At 37.4% G+C, this 21,632-nt stretch carries 25 protein-coding genes; 19 read left to right on the top strand and 6 right to left on the bottom strand.

Going from position 1 to position 21,632, the window contains the following annotated elements; all coding sequences use genetic code 11:
* Positions 1-35 precede the first annotated feature (35 nt).
* Entirely contained in the window at positions 36-2,717 is a 2,682-nt protein-coding gene (locus tag BUC06_RS18775; protein WP_073335533.1) for a DEAD/DEAH box helicase family protein, read from the top strand.
* 82 nt (positions 2,718-2,799) lie between these two features.
* Here the strand turns inward: BUC06_RS18775 and BUC06_RS18780 are convergent, their stop codons facing one another.
* Positions 2,800-3,624 (bottom strand): T9SS type A sorting domain-containing protein, encoded by an 825-nt coding sequence (locus BUC06_RS18780; RefSeq protein WP_073335534.1) that lies wholly within the window; start codon positions 3,622-3,624, stop codon positions 2,800-2,802.
* A gap of 29 nt (positions 3,625-3,653) precedes the next feature.
* On the bottom strand, positions 3,654-4,202 hold the full coding sequence (locus BUC06_RS18785; RefSeq protein ID WP_083564126.1) for a phage tail protein: 549 nt from the start codon (positions 4,200-4,202) through the stop codon (positions 3,654-3,656).
* Positions 4,203-4,513: 311 nt separating this feature from the next.
* Here BUC06_RS18785 and BUC06_RS18790 point away from each other — a divergent pair, with 311 nt between their 5' ends.
* The 12 genes from BUC06_RS18790 (at position 4,514) to BUC06_RS18845 (ending at position 11,714) form a co-directional block, all read left to right on the top strand.
* On the top strand, positions 4,514-5,278 hold the full coding sequence (locus BUC06_RS18790; protein ID WP_073335536.1) for an enoyl-CoA hydratase/isomerase family protein: 765 nt from the start codon (positions 4,514-4,516) through the stop codon (positions 5,276-5,278).
* A gap of 250 nt (positions 5,279-5,528) precedes the next feature.
* Entirely contained in the window at positions 5,529-6,146 is a 618-nt protein-coding gene (locus BUC06_RS18795) for a hypothetical protein (RefSeq protein ID WP_073335537.1), read from the top strand.
* Between the two features lie 59 nt (positions 6,147-6,205).
* A complete protein-coding gene (locus BUC06_RS18800) occupies positions 6,206-6,496 on the top strand; it encodes a winged helix-turn-helix domain-containing protein (protein WP_073335538.1) in 291 nt (96 codons plus the stop codon).
* Between the two features lie 65 nt (positions 6,497-6,561).
* Complete coding sequence (locus tag BUC06_RS18805) at positions 6,562-6,852, top strand: hypothetical protein (protein WP_228423833.1); 291 nt, start codon at positions 6,562-6,564, stop codon at positions 6,850-6,852.
* A gap of 21 nt (positions 6,853-6,873) precedes the next feature.
* Positions 6,874-7,713 carry a metallophosphoesterase gene (locus BUC06_RS18810; RefSeq protein ID WP_073335539.1) on the top strand — a complete coding sequence of 280 codons (840 nt, stop codon included), beginning with the start codon at positions 6,874-6,876 and terminating at the stop codon, positions 7,711-7,713.
* Positions 7,714-7,723: 10 nt separating this feature from the next.
* Entirely contained in the window at positions 7,724-8,023 is a 300-nt protein-coding gene (locus BUC06_RS18815) for a hypothetical protein (protein ID WP_073335540.1), read from the top strand.
* On the top strand, positions 8,020-8,319 hold the full coding sequence (locus BUC06_RS18820; protein ID WP_073335541.1) for a hypothetical protein: 300 nt from the start codon (positions 8,020-8,022) through the stop codon (positions 8,317-8,319). Before BUC06_RS18815 ends, BUC06_RS18820 begins: the two co-directional genes overlap by 4 nt.
* A gap of 6 nt (positions 8,320-8,325) precedes the next feature.
* Positions 8,326-8,811 carry a Coq4 family protein gene (locus tag BUC06_RS18825; RefSeq protein ID WP_073335542.1) on the top strand — a complete coding sequence of 162 codons (486 nt, stop codon included), beginning with the start codon at positions 8,326-8,328 and terminating at the stop codon, positions 8,809-8,811.
* Positions 8,812-8,820: 9 nt separating this feature from the next.
* Positions 8,821-9,117, top strand: a complete 297-nt coding sequence (locus BUC06_RS18830; RefSeq protein WP_139263399.1) for a hypothetical protein — start codon at positions 8,821-8,823, stop codon at positions 9,115-9,117.
* A 112-nt stretch (positions 9,118-9,229) separates the two neighbouring features.
* On the top strand, positions 9,230-10,603 hold the full coding sequence (locus tag BUC06_RS18835; RefSeq protein WP_073335544.1) for a DUF4153 domain-containing protein: 1,374 nt from the start codon (positions 9,230-9,232) through the stop codon (positions 10,601-10,603).
* Between the two features lie 5 nt (positions 10,604-10,608).
* Positions 10,609-11,148 (top strand): hypothetical protein, encoded by a 540-nt coding sequence (locus BUC06_RS18840; protein WP_073335545.1) that lies wholly within the window; start codon positions 10,609-10,611, stop codon positions 11,146-11,148.
* A 53-nt stretch (positions 11,149-11,201) separates the two neighbouring features.
* On the top strand, positions 11,202-11,714 hold the full coding sequence (locus tag BUC06_RS18845) for a hypothetical protein (protein WP_073335546.1): 513 nt from the start codon (positions 11,202-11,204) through the stop codon (positions 11,712-11,714).
* 66 nt (positions 11,715-11,780) lie between these two features.
* On the opposite strand, the gene BUC06_RS18850 is transcribed toward BUC06_RS18845, so the two are convergent.
* The 4 genes from BUC06_RS18850 to BUC06_RS18865 form a co-directional block, all read right to left on the bottom strand.
* Positions 11,781-13,436: a S8 family peptidase gene (locus BUC06_RS18850; RefSeq protein WP_073335547.1), complete on the bottom strand. Its 1,656-nt coding sequence runs from the start codon at positions 13,434-13,436 to the stop codon at positions 11,781-11,783.
* A 237-nt stretch (positions 13,437-13,673) separates the two neighbouring features.
* On the bottom strand, positions 13,674-14,801 hold the full coding sequence (locus tag BUC06_RS18855; protein ID WP_073335548.1) for a serine hydrolase domain-containing protein: 1,128 nt from the start codon (positions 14,799-14,801) through the stop codon (positions 13,674-13,676).
* A 68-nt stretch (positions 14,802-14,869) separates the two neighbouring features.
* A complete protein-coding gene (dtd, locus tag BUC06_RS18860) occupies positions 14,870-15,319 on the bottom strand; it encodes a D-aminoacyl-tRNA deacylase (protein WP_073335549.1) in 450 nt (149 codons plus the stop codon).
* Between the two features lies 1 nt (position 15,320).
* A complete protein-coding gene (locus tag BUC06_RS18865; protein ID WP_073335550.1) occupies positions 15,321-15,776 on the bottom strand; it encodes a Rieske (2Fe-2S) protein in 456 nt (151 codons plus the stop codon).
* A 109-nt stretch (positions 15,777-15,885) separates the two neighbouring features.
* On the opposite strand from BUC06_RS18865, the gene greA reads away from it, so the two are divergent.
* From greA to BUC06_RS18895, 6 genes are all read left to right on the top strand, one after another.
* Positions 15,886-16,356 (top strand): transcription elongation factor GreA, encoded by a 471-nt coding sequence (greA, locus tag BUC06_RS18870; protein WP_073335551.1) that lies wholly within the window; start codon positions 15,886-15,888, stop codon positions 16,354-16,356.
* 37 nt (positions 16,357-16,393) lie between these two features.
* On the top strand, positions 16,394-16,783 hold the full coding sequence (locus tag BUC06_RS18875; RefSeq protein ID WP_073335552.1) for an HIT family protein: 390 nt from the start codon (positions 16,394-16,396) through the stop codon (positions 16,781-16,783).
* A gap of 60 nt (positions 16,784-16,843) precedes the next feature.
* A complete protein-coding gene (clpX, locus tag BUC06_RS18880; RefSeq protein ID WP_073335553.1) occupies positions 16,844-18,034 on the top strand; it encodes an ATP-dependent Clp protease ATP-binding subunit ClpX in 1,191 nt (396 codons plus the stop codon).
* A gap of 76 nt (positions 18,035-18,110) precedes the next feature.
* Positions 18,111-20,045, top strand: a complete 1,935-nt coding sequence (locus tag BUC06_RS18885) for a T9SS type A sorting domain-containing protein (RefSeq protein ID WP_083564127.1) — start codon at positions 18,111-18,113, stop codon at positions 20,043-20,045.
* A 5-nt stretch (positions 20,046-20,050) separates the two neighbouring features.
* Positions 20,051-20,272, top strand: a complete 222-nt coding sequence (locus BUC06_RS18890) for a signal peptidase (protein WP_073335554.1) — start codon at positions 20,051-20,053, stop codon at positions 20,270-20,272.
* Between the two features lie 61 nt (positions 20,273-20,333).
* The gene (locus tag BUC06_RS18895; protein WP_073335555.1) at positions 20,334-21,626 is read left to right on the top strand and encodes a TlpA family protein disulfide reductase; all 1,293 of its coding nucleotides are present in this window, start codon (positions 20,334-20,336) and stop codon (positions 21,624-21,626) included.
* The last annotated feature ends 6 nt before the right edge of the window (positions 21,627-21,632 follow it).

The raw sequence follows: 21,632 nt of genomic DNA on the forward strand, positions 1-21,632 counted from the left end.
TGTTAATTGCATGATGTTGAACTGAACGATTAACCATGATTATTTTTCCTATCCATACAAAATTTAAATACAGCTGGCGTGCTTATCAGAAGAGGTTTCTCGATAATCTGGGGGAGTATCTTACCAACAACCATCTGCACGTCACAGCACCACCAGGCTCCGGAAAAACGGTACTGGGACTGGAAGTTATGGTCAGGCTGAATAAACCGACGCTTATCGTTGCTCCTACCTTAGCCGTGAAAAATCAGTGGGTTCAAAGATTTTGTGAACTTTTTCTTGATACAGAAACGGTCCCCGAATGGATTTCTACTGATATCAAAAATCCCGGACTTATTACCGTAACCACCTACCAGGGAATTCATGCAGCTTCAGGCTACCCGGAAGATGAAACAGAAGCTGATAAAAAATCGACGAAGGTTTCCTTATCTGAAATAATAAAGAAAATGCAGAAGCAGAAAGTGAAAACCTTTATTTTTGATGAAGCCCATCATCTGAAAAATGCATGGTGGAGAAGTTTAATGGAGCTAAAAGCTGCGATAGATCCCACCGTCGTTTCCCTCACTGCAACACCGCCTTTCGATGTTTCCGGTTATGAATGGCAAAAATACCTTCAGCTTAACGGTCCTATAGATGCAGAAATTTCCGTTCCCGAATTAATGATTGAAGGAGATCTCTGCCCACATCAGGATTTGGTATATTTTACATTACCTTCCTATGAAGAACAGCAAAAAATAGAATATTATCATACCCAGGCGGAAAGCTTTTTTAAAGAAATTGAAAATGATGATGTTCTTCTCAATGCATTGGAAAAACATCCCGTGTATCAGAACCCAATGGGAAATCTGGACTGGATCTATGAAAACATATCCTCCTATACTTCCGGGCTTATCTATCTTAATTTCAGGAAAAAAGAGATTTCAAAAATTCACTTTGAGATCATTGGTGATCAGCATCAGTATATTCCGGAATTTGATTTTTTCTGGTTTGAAGAACTTCTTGATTTTTATCTGGTAGTTGATGAAGTGAATTTTAAAGATGAAGAAGAGCATCGTACAGCCCTCAGCAACAGATTAAAAAGACAAGGTTTTCTTGAAAAAAAGGCCATCAGTTTTTTCAACAATAAAAATGTATGCCAGCTCCTCAATTCCAGTATCGGAAAACTTCAGGGCATCAGAGATATCGTTGAATTTGAATTTTCTGTTCTTAAACAAGATCTGAAAATGGTTATTCTTACCGACTTTATCAAAAAAGAATTTCTATCCACCGACTCGAAAAATGATCTCCCGCTAGATAAAATTGGAGCCATTCCTATTTTTGAAAAATTGAGACGGGAAAATCTACAGAATAAAAAAATAGGTGTTTTAACAGGAAGCATTGTTATTATTCCGGCGTCTGCAAAGGAGATACTCCATGAGCTGTGTAGTAGAAAAAGGATATACGGAATATCATTTTCCGTCATTCCCTACGATAAAAATTATATCCAGATTAATCTTACAGAACAAATAAAACACGATATTGTCCATGTGATCACTGAAATCTTCCAGCAGGGCTATATTCAGGTTCTGATCGGAACGAAATCTTTACTCGGAGAAGGCTGGGATGCGCCCAAAATGAATACCTTGATTCTTGCCAGCTTTGTAAGTTCCTTTGTTCTGTCCAACCAGATGAGAGGAAGAGTGATAAGAACAGATAAAGAAAATCCTCAAAAAACCGGAAATATATGGCATCTTGTCTGTTTCGATCCAAAAAGCGAGAATGGTAGCCAGGATATGGATATTGTCAGAAAAAGATTCAAAACCTTTGTTGGGATTTCAACCCAACAGGAAACTTCCATCGAAAATAATTTTGAAAGGCTCCATATAAAAACCATCGAAAAAGAAGATGAGCTCCCATCTGTTAATCAAAATAGTTTTTCTTTGGCTGAAAAGAGAGAGGCTTTATCGCAGCGCTGGAAATCAGCATTGGATCAAGGTAATATTCTCGTGGAAGAAATTAAAGTTCCTTCCGAAGATATGCGAACAGTAAAGGATATGAAGATGACCTATCTGGGGAAAATGACGGCAGATCTATCTAAAGTGATGATTTCATCCGTTTTACTCTTTTGGCAGGACCTTCTTTTCGGGTTACTGAAGAATATTGAGGGAATAGATTCTGTCAAAAACCTTTCCTGGGCTGTATTTCTATTGGGAGGATTGGGATTGGTGATCTACGGAGGGAAATTTTACCGGGCATTAAGACAATATCTTAAATATAGAAATATTGCTGGTCATATGGGGCTTATAGGTGAAACCGTTCTGAAATGTCTTATCTATGAGAGGATTATTACTACCGCTCCTGAAAAAATGAAGGTGGTAAGTTCTGCCGACAAAAGTAATATGTTTTGCTATCTGGATGGTGGCAGTCATTACGAAAAATCACAGTTTATCAACGTTTTACAGGAAGTAATTTCGAAGATTGATAATCCCAGGTACCTGCTGAAACAGCAGACTCAACTTTTCTATAGGAAGCAATACATCTATTATCCCGTGCCCGACGTTTTCGCCAGAAATAAAAAAAGTGCCGATCTGTTTGCTAAAACCTGGAGTGAAAAGATTGAGAAATCTGAACTGATCTTCACCAGAACCATTGAAGGGCGACGCACCTTATTACAGTTGAGATTTCAGTCCCTGTTAAAAAGAAATGCGAGAATTGAACATCTTCATAAATGGACCCGATAAAAAAAATTCCCTGAATAGTCAGGGAATTTTCTCATTTATGCATTAGAATCTTTTCGGGGCACAAATCACTTATGAAAAATTTTTATTTTTTGATGATCTTGGAAGATCCGGATGGGGTTTTAAGGATGTAAACGCCATTTGGAAGTTCCGAGATGTCTGCCTGATTGGTTCCTTTCTTGATATCAAGGTTTTTTAGCAATTTCCCATCCTGGCTGTAAACTTCAGCTTGTGCATTGTCTTCCGTTTTAATGGAAAGAGGTCCGCTGGTAGGATTAGGATAAATGCTCATTCCTTTTTGTGAGGAAGCTGTTTCATTGGTTGCCAGTACCACGATACCGGAGTCTTTTACCCACGTGAAAGCATCAAGTCCTGCATATCTGTAGTTTCCTCCTAGCGTCAGTCTAAGCTCATCGATGATGATATTTGAATAATTCTGACCGTTTAAATTGGTAAGGTCAATCAGAGTATATCCGTTGGTAGGAGCCATAGAAGTAGCAAAACCTGTAGACTTCGTCTGTGTAAACTTAGTTACTCCGCTCAGTTTTCCTGTAATAGTTAATGTTCCCGGTACAGTCAGATCCAAATTAAGAGAGGACAGGAACATCCAGAAACGGTTTACTTTAAACAGGTTGGAAGTTGTTTTGATACTGAAAGATGGCGGAGTAGCAGGATCATTAGAATTATCAATATATCTGTTGTCAGTAGCGGTTCCGTTCCAGCCTGTTCCAGGGAAATTGGCTTGAATATCGAAAGCTCCTACGTGAGAAATAATGTTGAAAATGACTCCATTGTCCGTAAAGATGGGGCTTCCGTTTGATTCTGTCTCAAATTGTTCTGTACTGGTTTGTCCAAAAGAAAAGAAAGATATGAACAGACTACAGATGGTTAAAAAAATAGATCTTTTCATGATTTAGGTTTTAAATAGGTTGTTGTTTTTTAGCTTCGTGGAGGATAGATTCCCTCTACACAAATGATGTAGTTAAGCCCTAAATAAGGCGGCATATTATTCATCGGAAGATTTTGTCCGGTGTATGATATGGATCTCGCATTAAGAGTTGTATCAGGATCAACGGCTGCAAAACTTGGTACAGCATTGAAATCCCTTCCTACCTGCGTTCCTGTTTTTGCGATTGATGTGGCAGTTGTAGGAGTAGAAACGGTAGCATTGGCATTAGCCACTTTCAGTTGAAATCCAGAACCGATACTTGGAAGATTCTGTGCCATAATCGTATTTTGTGTTGTTCCGGCAACCACTCCAAGAGGATAATATTCGTTCGCAGTTACATTTCCGGCCCCGATAGCCATACGTCCTTTTAGATTCGGTAATGCAAAGGTGTCTACACCGTTTCCTCCATAGGTTGTCCCCAGGATTGAGAATAAAGCAGAATTATTTGAAATCCTTAATAAGCTTCCGTCACAGAACATCCAGCCTCTAGGTGCAAAATTTCCCGCAAATAGTTTTACAATTCCAATGTACTCGTCCATGATAATAGTTTTTTCAGTTGTTAAGTTTTCTTACTCTATTCAAGGCTTTTCAGATTCCGCCTTTGGTCGTTGTTTTTTTTTGATAAGCCAAAGGAACAACATATAAGAAGTCAGTGCTAGAGTAGAAAATACCAAATTAAAGACTCCGTATTTATACGTAATGAATACGCCCTTCCTATGATATACAGAGGATTTCAGGCTTTAATGCAACAGATATTTTAGGAATATAGCATGAACAATAATTTAGGTGTCATAATTTTCTCTGGACGAGCGGTATTTAGTATTTTTGTAAGAATCCAATTAAAATAAAAATGAACGAATTCGTAGCATCAGAAATTAAAAACAATATCGCCGAAATTACTTTCGGAACACCAAAAAGTAACGCGCTTCCAGGGGCTATTTTAGAAAAACTGGCTCAAACCATCCTGGATGAAGGAGCTAAAGAAGAAGTAAAAGCTATTCTGGTAAAAAGTGAAGGGGAAAAAGCATTTTGTGCAGGAGCAAGTTTCGATGAGCTTTTAGCCATTGAAGAATTAGAAACTTCTACAAAGTTTTTCGGAGGATTTGCAAAAGTTCTGAATGCCATGAGGAACTGCGGAAAAATAGTGGTGGTAAGAGTTCAGGGAAAAACAACCGGTGGAGGTGTAGGAATCGCTTGCGGAGCAGATTATTGTTTTGCCACTAAAGATTCAGCCTTGGCACTTACAGAAATTAATTTAGGAATCGGCCCTTTTGTGATCGGCCCTTATGTAGAAAGAAAGATTGGGAAGTCACAATTCTCTGCAATGGCTATTGATGCGGATTTCAGATCGGCAGAGTGGGCAGAACAGCACAATGTTTATCATTCTGTATCCGGGAGCATTGAAGAGATGGATGCCAAATTAGAGAAATTCATGCAGACCCTGGCTTCAAGAAGCAGTGATGCATTAGCTTTAATCAAAAAAGTATCCTGGGAAGGAACTGATCATTTCAATGAATTAATGCCTGCAAGAATTCATATGAGCGCTAGCTTAATTCTTGAGGATTCTGCTAAGAAAAATATTGAATCTATTAAGGAAAAATTGAGAGCAAAATAATGCATTGTTTTCCATCATAATATAGCCACTGATCATTTTCAGTGGCTTTTTTTTGGTGATCGTTGTGTAAAATTCAAAAGCACCATTCATCGTAAGTCCTTCAAATGGTAATAGAGTTCTTTTAATTCATACCAGCTTAATTCTATTTCTTTAAGTTAAAAATTGAATCGTGAAAAAAAGGAGTAAAATTTTAAAAAATATATTGGCAGATTCAAAATAAATTATAACTTTGTAATTCAAAGTTCTTTTTATGGATTCGAAAAACTATCACGAAGACTTATCGCATATCCGTTCCATGATGGAACGGTCTTCCAGGTTTATTTCATTAAGCGGATTGTCTGGAGTTGTAGCCGGACTTGCCGCATTAATAGGTGCAGGATATGTGTATTTTGTTTTTAAAAGGGAAGGAATTGATTACTTTGACGGTGACAGGAATATTTTTCACCCGGCATTAGTAAAAGAATTGGTTCTTATTGGAACTGTGATTTTATTTACGGCCCTGCTCAGTGGCTATGTTTTCACAGCCAATAAGAGCAAAAAGAAAGGACAGAAAATCTGGGATGCCACGACAAAGCGCCTATTGCTTACTTTTGCTGTTCCTTTGGTTACGGGCGGAGTTTTTTGTCTAGCCCTTCTTTTTCATCACCTTTTTGTATGGATCGCTCCGGCTACGCTTATCTTTTACGGAATTGCCTTAGTCAGTGCAGAAAGATATACACTAACTGATATCAGATACCTGGGATATTGTCAGATCATACTGGGATTGATTTCTCTGTTCTTTCTGGGCTGGGGCCTTCTATTCTGGACCATTGGTTTTGGAATTTTACATATTGTGTATGGTTTGATCATGCATAAAAAATATAAATAAAGATTAAATTTGCAGGATTTTAAGAATAAGCTCTTGAAACCTGCTGCTAGAAAATCGTTATGATAAAAATCAATCAACTCAATAAAGAATTCGAAAGCCGTGTAAGACTGGGCATCATGTCCGTTCTAATGGTCAACGATTGGGTTGACTTTTCTGAAATGAAGAATGTACTGGATGTCACAGATGGCAATTTGGCCAGCCACAGCAATGCGCTGGAAAAAGCAGCCTATATTGAAGTGAAGAAAGAATTTGTGGGCAAAAAACCAAAAACGTCTTACCGTGTTACCCAAAATGGAAGGCAGGCTTTTAATGAACATTTGGATGCTCTTGAAAAATTATTGGGAAGATAAACCTATATTTTTTTGAAAATTTACTTTGAAATACAAAGTGCTTTATAATATTAAAAATTAAAAAAATGATGACACTAAAACAAAAAAGAACATTTATTTACACTACACCTGCTGCCTTATTATCTATTCTTATGTTAGGAAATTTCTTTAGCAATGAATTCAACTGGTCATCGGGTGACTTTGCAGTCGCTGCAGTTTTGCTTTTCGGAACGGCCTTTATCATCGATCTGGTACAGCGGATCGTTAAAAATAAAACTTACAAAACACTCCTGAGCGGCGCAATTACTCTGGTTTTGTTGCTTATCTGGGCAGAGTTGGCAGTAGGTGTTTTTGGAACTTCTTTCGCGGGAAATTAATAGTCACCGAATCCTGAAGCAATGACAAGAAAGTATTTTCTCAAGAGCCTTTTCAGTCTGTCGGTAGCGGGAATGTTTCCTTTCCTGTACTCGTGGCAGGTAGAGCCATTCTGGTTAGAATTTGTACAAAGAAAACTTCCGGTTAAAAATCTCCCTGAAACATTGGAAGGAAAAATATTGATGCAGATTTCAGATTTGCATGTAGGAAACCGTTTCGACTGGAATTTTCTGATTGATTCTTTCAGGAAAGCTCAGCAATTCAACCCTGATTTTGTCGTCTATACCGGAGATTTTGTGAATCATGGAACCCAACAGGAGCTGGAAGATCTGAAGATCGTCATGAAACATGCAGTCCATGGAAAGTTAGCAACTTTTGGGATCCTTGGAAATCATGACTACGGAAAAAACTGGAACGATAGCCAATGCTCAGAAGACATCTGCCACATTCTTCAGGAGGTTGGAATCACGATGCTTAAAAACAGCAGTGAAGAAATCCACGGACTGAATTTTATAGGATTTGAAGATTTGTGGTCACCTAACTTTTATCCGACAGAAGCAATGAACAGTTACCATCCTTCAAAAGCCAGTATCGTGCTTTGTCATAATCCGGATGCCTGCGACAGGGATATATGGAACGGATATCAAGGCTGGATTTTAAGCGGTCATACTCATGGCGGACAATGCAGAATCCCAGGCATCATCACCCCGGTCCTTCCAGTCCAAAATAAAAAATATGTATCGGGCGAAATCGATCTTCATGATGGAAGAATGCTTTATATCAACAGGGCTATTGGCCATTCTTTCCAGATAAGGTTTATGGTTCGTCCGGAAATTACCGTCTTTACTTTAACTCAGGCTTAAAATACTATCTATGAAAGATCATGAAATTATAAACATTGGAAAATCCATTTTCGGATTGTGCTTTGCGCTGGGAAATATTTGCCTTTTCGGTTATCTGATCACAAAGATTGATGACTTTGCTTACTACGGTTTTCTTCTGCTGGTCTTCGGAACAGCTTTAAACCTTTTTGTAACATTGGGACTATTGATTTATGGAATTGTTCATGAGGCAAAGTCTGATGCCTGCCTCAAAGCTATCGGTCTACTGATGATCAATATTCCCGTAGCTATTCTTTATGCTGTAATAGGACTTAATCTGGATGGCTTATGAAAGATTATGAAATAATGAATATTGGGAAATATACTTTTGGGTTATGTTTTACGCTTGGCAGTATCTCTCTCGTTGGCTACTTAATAACAACTAACGATGCTTTTGTGGCCGGAGGTTACATGCTTTTAATTTTCGGAACTATAATAAATCTACTCATTGCGCTTGGATTATTGGTTTATGGAATTGCTGATCGATCTAAACTTAAGCCTTGTATGAAAGCGATCCTGATAATAATGATCAACATTCCCATAGCATATATTTATGCGTTAATAGGACTTAGCTTAATATTTAAATAATAAATTATGAAAAAAGTACGTGTTCAATTTCTGCTTTTTGTCTACGATAAAACCCAGAAACTCTACAGAAAATATTTTAAAAAGAAAAAAAGACAATGGCAGTTCAATGAACAGCAGCTGCTGCAATTTCAGGAAGATTCCTTGGGAAGGAAACTGGGTGAGTTTTATAAAAAACACGGATTTTCTATGATCCCGAAAATGGAAGACCACGACGTGCATCATCTGATCACCGGATGCGGAACCCATTTCGAAGACGAAATCGCCATGCAGTACCTTCTTCTCGGAAATGGTAAACTCAATGCCCATCTTCTGGCTGCAGTCGTATTGGGAACATTGATTCTTCCCGAATATTTAAAACTTTATAAGAATGCTTATAAGAAAGGACAGAGCATGAGACCTTTCTATCACTGGGATTTTGAAAGCTTATTGTGGCAGAATTTTGACCATCTGAAAGATTATATTCAGCAGAAAGAACCGACGGTACTCTATTAATGAATGATCATGAAGAAAATACAATACAGTACCGTAGGCAGAAATACTTTTCTGACTTCATTGTTATCAGGGACTTTACTATTCATATCTTATGTGATAACAGAAGCAGACTTTCTATTAATATTGGGATTTTATTTTGTGGTTATCGCAGCCGTAGTGAATCTGCTTGTCCTGCTCTATGAGCTTTTAGAATTCCTGACAAATGTAACGGATAAGAAATCATCAGGAAACTCAGTACTGCTGTTGCTTCTTAATATTCCAATTACGATCCTTTATCTATTAATCCTTTTTAATTACAATATGTAAATTTTTCATTTCCGGTATTTTAAATCAAAAAAAACACATGATTATATAGCATTAAGAATCTTTAAATCTTAAATGCTTCAATTTTTCAATTTCTACCTTAAACCCTTCCATCATGAAAACACATTATTATATATTCCTTACAGCCGCTTTGTTTGTCATTCTATTCTATGATCAGAATGTGGGAATGAATCTCGGTATTATGAGCATCGTTTACACAACACTTACCTTGTTCAAAACCCCTGAAAGAAACAGAACAAAAACCTTTCTGATACTTTTTGTTACAAGTATGCTGTCAAGCTTTGCTTTTATCTGGTACGGAGATTTTCCTTCCTTACTGGCGGTTGTAAGTTCCATTCTCCTGCTTGGTTATCGATCAAGAAACAGAAACCTGAAAATACTTTTCCTGATTCCGGTTTTTATCATCAACAGTTTTACCTCACTTTTCAGGTTCTTCAGTTTTGACGAATGGCTTCCGAAAAAAAATGTATCAGGTATATGGCAGAAAACCTTGGCGTTCATTATTATTCCGATTTTGTTGATTTCTGTATTTTTCGGAATTTACTCTGCGGGAAGTGATCACTTTGCAGCACTTTTCAGAGATTATGAGTTGGATATTAATGTATGGCAACTGTTATGTATTTCGGTGCTGGGCTTTTTTATTGCGTTCAATTACTGGAATTATGCAGTGGAAAGATTCATTTATAAAAAGAATCATTGGCTGGATGATGACTTTCAAGATCAATCTAAAATTCAGAAGTCTACCTATTCCTTCCTTGATCTCGATTCAGAAAGGACAAGTGGGGTTATCTCTTTCTTTTGCCTGAATATTTTATTGGTGTTTTTTATTATCACTTACAATTATGAACAGTTTTATGAGGTATCGAAAACTCCCGTTCAGCTTTCCGAAGAAACCCATGAAAGAGTCAATGCGGTGATCCTATCGATTGTGATGGCGGTTTTGGTCATTATGTTCTATTTTAAATCAGGTTTTAATTTTGATCCTAAGGCAAAGCTGATGAAAATGCTGGCCGGAATCTGGATTGTTTTAAATGCAATTCTTGTTCTGTCCGCAGTCGTAAAAAACTACGAGTATATCATCAGTTACGGATGGACTTATAAGAGGCTGGGCGTATTTGCTTTTCTCCTTTTGGCCCTCATTGGTCTGGCTCTTACCTTTATTAAAATTCAGAGGAAAAAAAGAAATGCATTCCTGTTCAATGCCATGACCTGGTATTTTTATGGAACAATTTTGGCTTGCAGTTATGTCAACTGGGGTGGAATCATTACCTACCAGAATATGAAACGTAAAGATTTTGTGATGAACTATCACCTTGAGCAAATCAGTTTCAGTGAAAGAGGGCTGCTGAAGTATGCGGATGAAAAGAAAGATCCGCAACTTAAAAAGAAAGTACTGGTAAAAATTAAAGAAGAAAAGTCCAGGCCCTTCCTTTCAAAAATCCTTTACTATGAAACATTAAAAGATTAGTTATTATGAAAAAATCCTTATTGTTAATTCCATTGATTATTATTTCGTGTAAAAAAGAGGTGAACGTATCCGAAACTCCGAACAGGGACTCTGCTGTGGTCACAGAAATGCCGGATTCCGCTACAAAAACAGATTCAGCTCAACTTAGAAAGCAAGATTCAATTATTAACAATGCTCCTGTTACCAAAGAAGTACTCCGCAAAGGCGTTATGAGAAGCGAAAAAGAAGGTCAGATTATCCGTACGGCAGATGCAGCTCAGCTTCCTTTTACCCTGGGAGAAGAATTCACAAAAGACGGTCAGGAACTTGTCTTAAAACTGACTCACTATGACAAACCTACGATTAAAGCGAAAATTTCAACAAATGAAAAAGACTTTAATATCAGGTTCAATCAGATCAAGCTTCCCAACGGAGATTATGATGGCCCTTTTAGCAGAGAAATTACTTACCAGACCAAAGGAAAAGGAGAAGTATGGCTGATTATCGGGAAAAGCAATATGGCTTCAGGCAATACCATCGGAAGTTTTAATGTAAGTGTAGAATAAGTTTTATCCATTTGGTATAATTTGTGCAAACTCATTACTAAAGTTTAAAAGTTATGAAAAATATATGGTTAATGACGGCGGCAGTTTCAGCAGTAGTAGTAAGCTGTGGAACAGTACAGTCGCTGGTTCAGAATACATTCCCTTATACCGCCAATGTCTTGGTATCTACGGGAGTTCCGGCTGATAAAGAAGTTTCTTCCACATCTACCGCTACGAATGTACAGACTTGGTTTGGAGGAAATAATAATGCAAAAATCAAGGATGTAAGAATTTCTGATGCTAAAATTTCTGTAGTTTCTCCTTCAGGTGGAAATTTAAGTGCGGTGAAATCCGTAAAAGTATATGTTTCTTCCAGCGGAACAGGGGAGAAGTTGGTCGCATCACGTTCCAATATTACTACAGACTCCTCAAGCTTAAATCTGGATCTTAATGATACGGGGTATTTAGATGAGGTAGTAAAAAGTTCAGGACTTACTGTAAGAACAGTCTACGAGTTGAAAAACCAGACGACTTCAGATATGAATCTTAAAATAGCGCTTAATTTCAACAGCGTTCCTGCAAACTAACTTTTTTATAAAATAATCAAAAAACGTCTTTCAGCTCCTGAAAGACGTTTTTCTATTGATATTGGATTATAATTTCGTGAATTTCTCAATCACTCTTCGTTGTCCTTCGGTAATATTAATGATATATTGTCCCGTAGGAAGATTTGAAGTATTGATCTTTTCATCAGGGGAAACAGATCCTTTTGTCAAGGTTCTTCCATGCATATTGATTATTTCGAAATCAAGTTTTTTATCCTCATTGCTGTGAATTGCGACAGAGCTGGTAACAGGATTAGGATAGATTTTAATTTCCAGAGGAGCCTGCACCTTAGTTTTAGCGGCAAAACTGCCTTCCAGCTGTAATATGGCATTTTTTACATTTGGAAATGGGCCTATTTTCTGATTGGCAACAGTTCCGCCCTGAGGGATTCCTGTAGAGATCAATAAGTTTTTCATCGCAGCCGGAGTCAGATACTGACCCGTATTCTGATAATAATAAGACTGGATCAGTGTGGCTGCAGAAGCGACTACAGGAGTTGCAGAACTTGTTCCGCTGAAATAATTATAGGTTCTGTTGTTATCGTTATCATACTTTTGGTAAGAGCCATATCCTGCTGCAAGAACATTGCTTCCCCAACCCTGAACATCCACTCTGTTTCCAAAAGTACTGAAGCTCAGTTTGGAGTGGGTTGTATTAGGAGAACCTGCTCCCACAATGATGGCGCCACTGTTTCCTCTTGCTCTGTATGCCGCATAAAAAGGATCATCAAGATTTTGATTTCCGTTTCCGGCTGCTGCAATGACGATGATTCCGGAATCAGTAGCTGCTTTCGTTAGATCCCAGATCACACTGTCATATTCAGCAGGACAGTACTGACCATCTTTTCCTCCCGTCTGCATTTCATATAAAATGATATCACCGGCCTGAGAGGCATTGATTGATCTGCTCACTGCTGAAGCTCTGTTATATCCAACTGTAGTCCATTCCATATAGCCTTTGATTTGGGAAGCACTGTAAGCCGCTCCTGAAAGGCCAATATTATCCTTTACAGATCCTAAAATACTTACCACAGCCGTTCCGTGATCGCGGTAATTGTTATTGGCCAATCCTGCATTAGGACTGTATCCGGGTTCCAATTGTATAGAATTTTGATTGGAAAGCATTTCGTGAGTTTTATAAAAACCATATTCTACATCACGGATTCTGATATTTTGCCCTGTAATTCCTCTTGACCAGGCATATTTGGCATTGATTCCGGGATTGTCGTTGAGGTAGGTTTGAAGACTCTCTAAATCGGGAGTTGCAACAAATGCTTTAACCAATGGAGGTTCGATAGGAGTACTGCTCATCACAGAAACATACTCTACCTCAGGAAATTTTTCAAGGGTACGAGCCAGTCTTTCTGCTGCTTCTGTGCTTTGATGGGGAATATTGACCCTGAATATTCGTTTTAATTTTTCAACAGATTCTCCCGAGTTACCGTTTGCTCTGCTGTCTTTGATCATTTCTTCAAGTTTTTGGTCACTAAAACCAAGATCATTAATCAATGAAATGTCATTGATTTTTATAAACTCTGCTAATTCCGGATTTCGGCTGAGGGCTGCCTTTTCAGAAGTAATGCTTTTTGAAAAGCATACATAAATGTTTGCGCTAAGCTTATCACTTTTATCTGACGGATTCTGGCCGAAAGAAAGAAAAAAGCTGAAAATAAATAAGGTGAAAAGTCTAATTTCTGTTTTCATATTATTTTATTAAATGGTTGTAAATCAAATTTATAATTTAAAATACAAAAAACATAGAATAAGAATATTAATAAACATATTTGCTTGCGAGGTTGATAATTATAAATGGTGAATAGTGTAAATGTGAATAATATTAATTTAAATCACGTTTTTGTGAAATTAAATTCTTGCTGAAATTAAAAGCGCTTTATCTCACATTGTAAAAATTATCATAAAAAAGAGGATATCGAATGCTGTTTAGTCAAGATATTTCATCTTAAGAAGGATTCTTCTGATATGACCAGTAATAAATTTGTTATTGTTGGTCAGCCAGATAATGGAAATATTTTTTTCAGGAATCATGATGAGGTGAGATTTGAAGCCTCCCTGATCACCGGCATGCTCAATCACATTCACTGTTTCTTCTGTTTTGGTATCCGCATAGAAACCCTGATGAACAAACCAGGTTCCTGTATGATAGATTGGTTTTTCACCCTTCCAGCCGGATGGATTATATATCGTTTCTGAGGCTTTAATAACCGAACAGTCCGTAAATTTACATTGGTTAATCGCGGTAATGTATTTTTTCAGGTCCTCAATAGAACTCCATACCCCTCCGTTGCCTGCTGCTGCAAAAGTAGGGCATTCGCCATAATCATATTCCTGATAGGTCTTATCCTTCAAAATATAACCGTGAGCTACATTTTTATCAGGAAAGCTGCCATCTGTAATCCGGCTGTTTTTCATTCCCGAAGGTTTAAAAATATTTTGATCGATGAAGCGCTGCCATTTCATCCCGCTTGTCTTCTCAATGATCATTGCCAGACCGTTGTACGCAGGATTAGAATATTCGAATTTCGTGCCCGGTTCAAAATCCAGCGAGTCCGCGGACTTTAACGGTGTGAAATTTTCTTCATCCTTTGCTGTAAGATAAAATAGACTGTCCTTCTCCACATTTCTCAGATCAGGAAGCCCGGAACTGTGGGCGAGAATGTGACGGAGCTTAATCCTGGCAGCAATATCCTTATTCTTGAAATCAGGAAAGAATGTAAGCAGATTGTCATCCGTTGAGAGCTGATGTCGGTCCTGAAGGATCAGGATTCCGTATGACACAAAGGTTTTAGAAATAGAACCCAGATTTGAAACGGTTTTGCTCGTAAACTTATTTTTGGTCTTCAGATCAGCCAGCCCGAAAGCATTTTCATACAAAACCTTATTTCCCTGTTGAATTAAAATAGCACCTCCCGGTTCATCCGCTTTGAATAATTCTGAAAAGGCTGAGTCTAGTTTTGATTTTAAAAGTTCGTCACGACTCTGTGCGTGGCCTGTGAAATAGATACTCAACGTTATTAAAAATCCGGATATTAATTTAAAATTCGGGTGCATGATTAGGAATTTTTATTTCAAATAGGAAGGTTTTTGAAACTTCATTTACAGAAGTATTTATTTTAGATTTAGCTTTTTGTGATGGAATCCATGACGATCGTTACAGGCCCGTCATTGATGAGGGAAACCTTCATATCTGCCCCGAAAATTCCACTTTCTGTTTTCAGTCCTGATTTGGCTAATTCTTCTCTGAAATAATCGAACAGGGGAATTGCCTGATCCGGTTTTGCGGCTTTAATAAAAGAAGGACGGTTTCCTTTTTTGTAATCAGCAATCAGCGTAAACTGACTGATGCAAAGGATTTCTCCCGAAATATCCTTTACTGAAAGATTAAGTTTGTGATCTTCATCACCGAATATTCTTAAGTTTAAGATTTTCTGTACAAGCCAGTCTGCATCAGCTTTTTCATCATTCTCATCAATTCCGGTCAGCAGCATTAATCCTTTTCCGATTTCCCCGACAGTTTTTCCATCTACTTTTACGCTGGCCTCAGAAACTCTCTGTATAACGATCTTCATTTTAATAGTAAATATTTAGATTTTTAGTGGCAAAGTCATAATTGTAAGGATAGGTTTTAGGCGGAAGGGATGTTTTCGCTCCTGTTTCCGGCTGACCTGTTCTCAGGATCCATCGGGTATTGTCCTTAGGGCAAAGAACACTGATATTGTCTTTAACTTCAAGCGTTGTATTGGCATCCGGGCAAATGTGGGGTGCATTTCTGTCGTATACTTTGAAGGTGTCTCCCGCACGGACTACAATAAGTCCTCTTGTTCCGGACTGCTGCTCATTCACATAAATCCAGCTTCCGTCATAGTTAAGAGCATTATAAGCAGGAAGGTTAAGGTTTAAAGATACATTAATAGGGTTGTTGGGAAAGCAGCTTACGGTGTCTTCTCTGCTTCCACATGAGTTTATAGTTAAATTACTGAAAATCAGTAGAGTTAAAATAGAGACGATTGAAAAATTTTTTTTCATTTCAATTTAAATTTTTATATATTTGTAAAAGTTAAACGATATAACACGTAATACATTGTCCGGCAAATGTCGGATTATTTTTTTATACCAAACCTAAATTTTGAAAATTATGGCAAGCTATGTAACAAAGGAGGGACAAGAGAAAATGAAAGCTGAGCTGGAACAGTTAGAAACTGTGGAAAGACCAAAAATCACCCAGCAGATTGCAGAAGCAAGAGATAAAGGAGATTTATCTGAAAATGCTGAATATGATGCGGCTAAAGAGGCTCAGGGTATGCTTGAAATGAGAATTTCAAAGCTTAAAGATATTATTTCAACTTCCAAAATCATAGATGAAAGTCAATTAGATACTTCAAAGGTTTCGATCCTTACCACGGTAAGACTTAAAAACAATGCAACCAATCAGGAGCAGGTGTTTACCTTGGTGCCTGATAATGAAAGCGACCTTAAGACAGGAAGGATTTCTGTGAATACACCCATCGCAAAAGGATTGCTTGGAAAAGTAATCGGTGAAACAGCAGATATTACATTACCAAACGGAAACAAACTGTCTTTCGAAGTATTAGAAATTACTCTATAATCTAAGTAAGAAATCCGGAATTTTAACTTCTAAAAATATGAGCAGTATATTCACAAAAATCATTAACGGCGAAATCCCCTCATACAAAATTGCAGAGGATGACAATTTTATAGCATTCCTTGACGCAATGCCTCTAGTGAAAGGACATACGCTGATTGTTCCTAAAAAAGAAGTTGACCTGATCTTTGATCTGGAAAACGAAGAATATAAAAACCTTTGGGGATTTGCACAGCAGATCGCCAAAAAGATTAAAAATGCAGTGCCCTGCGTAAGAGTAGGAGTGGCTGTAGTAGGACTTGAAGTTCCTCATGCCCACATTCATCTTATTCCCTTAAACAATGTGGAAGATATGAACTTCAAAAATGAAAGATTGAAATTAACAGACGAAGAATATAAAGAGATCCAACACTCAATTATTAATTCTTAAAAAGCATAAAATCGTAAAAAAGAAATTTTTTACGATTTTCTTTAACCTATATAATATAGTATGAATTCAAATCAATGTTCATTCTGCGGCAGAAAAAGAAATGAAGTGCAAATGCTTATTTCTGGGCAGAGCGGATTTATCTGTGAAAACTGCATAGAACAGGCACACGTTATTGTAAAAGACAGTGTTTCCAAGCCAGGATCTTCTGGTCCTGCAGAAAGTATAGAAGAACTTAAGAAACCGAAAGAAATCAAGGAATTTCTTAACCAATATGTTATTGGACAGGATCAGGCAAAAAAACAGCTTTCGATTGCGGTATACAACCATTATAAAAGACTGCTTCACGCCAAAGATGAAAACAGGGAAGTAGAGCTGGAAAAATCCAATATCATTATGATAGGAGAGACCGGTACAGGAAAAACTCTTTTGGCAAAAACCATTGCAAGAGAGCTTAATGTCCCTTTCTGTATTGTAGATGCTACGATTCTTACGGAAGCAGGTTATGTAGGAGAGGATGTGGAAAGTATCCTTTCAAGACTTCTTATGGTGGCTGATTATGATGTGGAAAAAGCTGAAAGAGGAATTGTATTTATTGATGAGATCGATAAAATTGCAAGAAAATCAGACAACCCAAGTCTTACAAGAGACGTTTCCGGAGAAGGAGTACAGCAGGGATTGCTAAAACTTCTGGAAGGAAGCATTGTCAATGTTCCGCCTCAGGGAGGAAGAAAACATCCGGATCAGAAATATATTCAGGTGAATACTCAGAACATCCTTTTTATTGCAGGAGGTGCTTTTGACGGGATTAAGGAGATCATTGAAAGAAGGATGAACAAGCAGGCGATAGGATTCAGTTCTGAAAAAATCAATAAAGCGGATGAAGACGAATATATCCTGACCCATATTAATGCCATTGATCTTCGTACTTTTGGATTAATTCCAGAGCTTTTAGGTCGATTTCCGATCATTACTTACCTTGATAAACTCACTAAAGAGACCATGGTAAGAATCATGAAAGAACCTAAGAATTCGATCATCAATCAATTTGTAGAACTGTTCAAAATGGACGGTGCCCATTTGGTTTTCACAGACGGTGCCATTGAAAAGATCGTAGAAGAAACAATTGAAAAGGGCTTAGGCGCCAGAGGATTAAGAGGAACCACTGAAAAGGTACTGGAGGATTATATGTTTTCAATAGGCGAAGAGAAAGAAATCATATTAACGGAGGAGAATATTTTTGTTAATAAATAAAATATTTTTTTTTCTAATAAAAAAAAATCTTACCTTTGCGGGTGAAGATTGTATTAACACACAAATAATTTATACAATGAGAAAAAGTTTATTTGCTATAGGTCTTTTAGCAATTAGTTACTCTGTTCAGGCGCAGATACTATGTCACGTTGACACTAATGCTAATATGTATGTGAGCGAAGGCACCCTTGTTTATAGTGGTGGAGGTGTTCAGACAAGAGGCAGTGGCCTTTTGGATGTACACGGAAACGTCATGGTTGTAGGTGCAGCCGGAGATGCTTTTAAAACAATAGACACTGGCGGTGGAGATAAAACCGACGGTGGAAATATTGTTTTAAGACTTAATACTCCAACGGCTACCGACGACGTATCTACTTACGGACAGTTATATGTTGATGGTTTAAGCCAGGGACAGATTACTGGAATCGTAAGTAAAGAATTCAGAACCAAGAAACATGGTAATGGAGATTTTTATCAGCAGGTAGCGATGCCTTTTTCGGGTAAAGTCTTGAACACCTTATCTACTGAACTTGGTAAAACATTTGGAACAGTACGAAGAAGTAAAAATGAAATCTTAAAAGCAAACAACACAGCAGCTGTTGCAGATTTTACGGATTTATCTGTTCCTACAAGTGATCCTACCGCATATTATATGCTGGGATCTGCCAATAATAATTTGGACACAAGCAGCGCGCTTCATACGATTAATGGTCGTCCTTATACTACACTGGCAAGCAGCACAACTCTTCAAAACGGAGGAAATGTTAATTTCGGTGCAGGGGGGAATGCCATCAATGGTTATAATGAAAGATATAATACCTATCTACAGGATCAGTTTGAAGTTTCAATTACGCCTTGGGGAAACACGTATGGTAAAAATATTTATCAATTTGGAAACCCGTTCTTAACCAATCTTGATTTATCGAGAATTGGATATGTAGAAAATGTAGGAACTACTGATGGAAATAACATCTCTAATATCTGGGGTGTAAGATACGATCCCGGAACTGTTACTGTAGGGTCTCAGGGAAATGCATACAGTTCAGGAGCATTAATTCAGACTTATACTACTCCAGCAGGAGTTCCTGTGGGAGATATTGGTATGATTATCAAGCCAATGCAGACTTTTGTATTGAAATTAAGAACATCTGCTGCACAGACATTGAACTTTAATACCCTTAGAAGATTTAATCAGACCGTAAGAGCTGCAGCAACTGATTACAGCGTTACTGCTGCTAAAAACGGGATGAAAAGTATTGAAGGAACTGTAAAGCAATTGGGGGTAATTGGTTTAGATGCTAATGGGAACGAAATTGCAAGAACATATTATGTCGTTTCACCTAATTTTACTACAGGTCACCAGACTTCTGTAGCAACGACTGTTCAGGCAACATCTACAAGCGAAAATATGATCGGTACATTTGAAGAAGCTTTAAATGGAGGATATGATACAAACTATACAGGTCAGTATTGGTTATATATCAATGAAGCCAATGAAAGTAACTTTAAAGGTAAAAATGTTAAACTTGTAAATTATAAGACTGATAAAGTTAAATCTTACAAGTTCGAAATAAGAGAAAATGGAGAGTTAGTTCCAGCTGGAACTCACTTACTGTCTGCAGGTGTCGGCTTCTACTATAAAGCATCAAACGGTACTGTACAGCAGGCAACACAAGGCGGTATTGCCCCTAACGCTGTTGCATCTTATGATTTATATTACGGTGAACCCAATAATGTGGTGTTAGCAACTAAAGACGATAAAGCTACACCTTCAAGAACAATGGTAGTATATAATCCTGAGATTACCAACTACATTGTTAGATTTGATCCAAACTGGAAAAAAGCAGATATTGAAGTTTATGATATGAGCGGTAAACTGGTTATCTCTAAAAAGGCAGTTGATGCATCTAGGGATTTTGTAATTGAGCTTAACGGCGCTGTTAAAAATTCTTATGTTGTAAAAATTGTCTCTGATAAAGGAGAAACCGTTAACACTAAAATCTTAAAATAAATATTATGAAAACTATTAATAAACTAGTATTCGCTCTTTTCTTATTCGGAACATTTCTGGTCAAGGCTGATGATGAAATTCCACCGGTACCGGGAGGAGGTGGTACGGGAACAGTAGGACCTGGAGGTGCCGCATCACCTATTGATATGTATGTATATCTGCTATCTGTAGTTGCCATTGCACTTATTATATTCTATACAAAGAAATTAAAAAGCGTAAAAGCCTAAAATTTTATTAAAATAACATTAAACTCTCTGATTAATCAGAGAGTTTTTTTATTTTTACTCTATGAAAAAGATATATATATTATCTGCAGTATTAGCTGCATTTTCTTTGCAGGCCCAGTTTACAGTTACAGTACAGGCTCCTGCCGAATTTAAAGATAAGGATGCCATTCTATATACATTAAACGGTTCAAAAGATATAATCGTTACCAAAGAACAGAATAAGAATAATACATGGACCTTCAAGTACCCAAGCCATTATATGGGGATGATGAAAGTGTATTTTCCTGATTCAAATAATGCGGTGAGCTTTATTTCCGAAAATAAAAACATCAGCGTAAAACTTGATGTGCAAAATAATAAGATCAAAGACGTAGCTTATCTTGATGAAGCCAATGATCTTATGAGCAGACAACAGGAAGGTTCTCAAAAGAAAGAACTTATTCTTCCGGCATTAGCTCAGATCAAAGAATATTATAAGGACAATACTGATTTCGGAAAGGCACTTAAAATAGAAATAGAAAGACTTTCCGGAACAAACAATACTATTGATGCGTCAAAGCATCCTTTTATTTCTTATTACAATACCAATTATAGCAAGTTCTTATCTAATTCTACAGATCCTGCTAAAAAGGTCACTCCTGATGATATTGTCAACTTCCTGGATAAGTCTAATGATATGCTTGAGTCTTCGTCCCTTTTAAGGCCTGTTTTGGTATCCTATCTTAATTCGGGAGGGAACACGAATGTTGCAGGTTCAGTAGATACCCTTTTAGACCGTTTAAAGGTTGAAACTCCAAGAGGTCAAACGGTGCTTTCAGAACTTATTGATATTTTTGATGCATACGATATGGAAGAGTTTAAAACCAAATATCTTACACTGGCAAAAAACCTTAAGTGTACCATTAATGACAGATTGGCGACGACATTAAAATCTAATGCTAATGTTGAAATGGGAGCCACATTTCCTAATGTGAAATTTCAGTCGGCGGCCAATACATCTGCCAAGTCTCTGTATGACGTGAAAGCGGATAAGAAAATTATTGTTTTCTGGTCGTCCACATGCTCACACTGTGAAAGCGAATTGCCGAAACTATTGGAAAAATACAATGAGTTAAAAGCGAAGAATATTCAGATTGTCGGTCTTTCTTTAGATACCGACAAAGCTTCATATACTCAAAAAATTGCTGCGTTTCCCTGGATCAATGATTCCGAATTAAGAGGATGGAACAGTAGCTACGTCGATACTTACAATGTTCATGCAACTCCGACGTATTTTATTTTAGATGCTAACAATAAGATAATCAATAAACCAGACCACGTGGGGAATGTTTTAGAATATTTTAAGTTAAAATAATTTTGG

The sequence above is a fragment of the Chryseobacterium carnipullorum genome (genome assembly GCF_900142785.1).
GTDB classification, from domain to species: domain Bacteria; phylum Bacteroidota; class Bacteroidia; order Flavobacteriales; family Weeksellaceae; genus Chryseobacterium; species Chryseobacterium carnipullorum.